At 75.2% G+C, this 3051-nt stretch carries 1 protein-coding gene; it reads right to left on the bottom strand.

All coding sequences use genetic code 11. The annotated features are described in order from the left end of the window. Nucleotides 1–3051, bottom strand: a 3051-nt coding sequence (locus tag ABT300_RS42670) for an SDR family NAD(P)-dependent oxidoreductase (protein WP_351688168.1), incomplete at both ends; no start/stop codon positions are given.

Raw genomic sequence — 3051 nt, 5'->3', positions numbered from 1 at the left:
CGACAGCCCCGCCGAGGCCAGCGCCTGCCGGATCACCCGCTGCTGCGACGGCCCGTTGGGGGCGGTCAGACCGTTGGACGCGCCGTCCTGGTTGACGGCGGTCCCCTCGACGACGGCCAGCACACGGTGACCGTTGCGACGCGCGTCGGACAGCCTCTCCACGACGAGGACGCCGACGCCCTCGGCCCAGCCGGTGCCGTCGGCGTCCTGGGAGAACGCCTTGCACCGGCCGTCCGGGGCCAGTCCGCCCTGAAGGCTGAACTCGACGAAGGCGCCCGGGTCGGCCATGACCGTCACGCCCCCGGCGAGGGCCAGGTCGCTCTCGCCGGACCGCAGGGACTGCGCGGCCAGGTGCAGGGCGACCAGGGAGGAGGAGCAGGCGGTGTCGACGGTGACGGCCGGGCCCTCGAGCCCGAGGGAGTAGGCGATGCGGCCGGAGACCACACTGCCCGCCTGTCCGGTCAGCAGATGTCCGCCGAGGCCCTCGGGGATCTCCGTCAGGCCGGTGGCGTAGCCGGAACTGCCGGCGCCGACGAAGACGCCGGTGCGCGAGCCCTTGAGGGCCGTGGGGTCGATGCCCGCGAACTCCAGTGCCTCCCAGGAGGTTTCCAGCACCAGCCGCTGCTGCGGGTCGAGCGCCTGGGCCTCGCGGGGGCTGATGCCGAAGAACGCGGCGTCGAAGGCGGAGGCCCGGGTCAGGAAGCCGCCGGAGCGAGTGTCGCTGACGTCGAGCAGGGACGTCAGGTCCCAGCCGCGGTCCTCGGGGAACCCTCCGACGGTGTCGCCGCCCGCGGCGAGCAGCTCCCACAGCTGGTCGGGGCCGTCGATGCCGCCGGGCAGACGGCAGCCCATGCCGACGATGACCACGGGGTCGGTGTCGGCGATCCGCGCCGTGACCTCGTGCCGGACCTCCGCCGTTGCGAACAGCACGTCCCGCAGGTACTCGGCGACGGCGAGCGGCGTGGGATGGTCGAAGACCAGTGTCGTCGGCAGCGCGACGCCCGTCTCGGCGGTGAGGTCGTTGCGCAGCTCGACCGCGGTCAGCGAGTCGAAGCCCATGTCGCGGAAGGCCCGTCCCACGGTGACCGCGGCCGGGTCGGCGTGGCCGAGCGCGGCGGCGGCACGACGGCGCACCAGGTCGAGCAGGCCGGCTTCGCGCTCCTCCGCGGTGAGCGGGGCGAGGCGATCGCGCAGCACGCTGCCCGCCTCCGTGACGGCGCCGTCCGCGGCCGGGGCGGCGGCCGTGCCGGCCGACAGGGCCAGCAGGGGGCTGGGACGCCCGGTGGTGAAGGCGGCCAGGAACCGCTCCCAGTCCACGTCGGCCACGACCACGGTCGTGTCCCGGCCGGCCAGGGCGCGCTCGAGCGCGGTCAGCGCGGCAGAGGCATCGAGCGGCCTCAGCCCCCTGCGGGTCAGCAGCTTCGCCGCCTCCTCGCCGGCGGCCATGCCGGTGTCGCCCCACGGCCCCCAGGCCACGGAAGTACCGGCCAAGCCGCGGGCGCGACGGCGTTCGACCAGCGCGTCCAGGTGGGCGTTGGCGGCGGCGTACGCGGCCTGCCCACCGCTCCCCCAGACGCCGGCGATCGAGGAGAACGTCACGAAGGCCGACAGCCCGCTGACACGGGTCAGTTCGTCGAGGTGGTCGGCGGCCACGGCCTTGGCCCGCAGCACGGCCGCGAGCCGATCGGGCGAGTAGGCGGCGATGACGTCGTCGTCGAGGACGCCCGCGCAGTGCAGCACCGCGTCCACGGGGTGCTCGGCGAGGAGTCGCTCGACCGCGTCCCGGTCGCCCATGTCGCAGGCCACCACGGACACCCGCGCGCCCAGCCCGACGAGTCGGGCGCGCAGCTCGTCCGCGCCGGGCGCCTGAGGCCCGCGACGGCCGGTCAGCACCAGCTCGCGTGCCCCGCGCGCGACGGCCCAGTGCGCGACCCGTGTACCGAGGGCGCCGGTGCCGCCGGTGATCAGGACGCGCTCCGGGGACGTCCACTCCTTCGTGCCGGCGGAGACGGGAGCGGGCACAAGCCTGCGGGCGTAGGCCTGGGCGCCGCGCACCGCGACCTGGTCCTCGTCGGCGGCCTCCAGAACGGCGGCGGCCCGAGCGAGAGCACGTCGGTCCGGCCGTGCGGGCAGATCGAGCAATCCGCCCCAGACGTCCGGGTGTTCGAGCGCTGCGACCCGACCGAGGCCCCACACGGAGGCCGCGCCGGGCTCGACCGCGGCCTCGGTCCCGGCTCCCACGGCCACGGCCCCGCTGGTGACGATCCACAGCGGCGCGCTGAGACCCGCGTCGCCGTGGCCCTGCACCAGGGCGAGGGCGCTGTCCGCACCCGGCAGACACGAGAGCACGCCGGCGACGGGAACGCCGTCGGCCATGGCCGCGCCGAACAGATCGCGCAACACCGGACGTTCCATGCCGGCGGCGCAGACCAGGCGCTCGACTCCCGGCACGAACTCCTCGATGCCGGGCAGCGCCTCGTCGTCACCGGCCTGCAGCAGCAGCCATCGACCGCTGACCGTCCGTCCGCCGTCCGTCGCCAGACGATCCCAACGGACGCGGTAGCGCAGCGCATCCGCGGCGGTCCGCTCGAGCTGAGCACGCCGCCATTCCGCCAGCGCCGGCACGACCCCGTTCAGCTCCGTGCCGTCGAGGCCGAGGACACCGGCGAGTTCATCGGCGTCACCTTGATCGACGGCGGCCCAGAACGCGTCCTCCCCGGCTGTCACCACGGCCGTCGCCGCGGGGGCGCTCTTCTTCACCTCGGGCCAGTACCGGGTGCGCTGGAAGGCGTACGTGGGCAGCGGCGCGGGACGCACGCCGGCGAAGAGCCCGCCCCAGCGGACGGGAAGTCCGCAGGCGTGCTGAGCAGCCATCGCCGCGAACAGGCCGTCGACTTCGGGGCGGCCCTTGCGCTGCACGGGAACGCAGACGACACCGTCCCCGAGAGCGGTTCGGGCGAGTGCGGTGAGGGTGGAGTCCGGGCCGATCTCCAGGAAGCGGGTCACGCCCTCCGCGGCCAGCACGCCGACCCCGTCGGCGAAACGCACCGC

It is taken from the genome of Streptomyces sp. NPDC001027 (genome assembly GCF_040299045.1).
GTDB lineage: Bacteria > Actinomycetota > Actinomycetes > Streptomycetales > Streptomycetaceae > Streptomyces.
The sequence above is the reverse complement of the archived record's forward strand: the minus strand, read 5'-3'. Positions and strand labels throughout refer to the sequence as shown.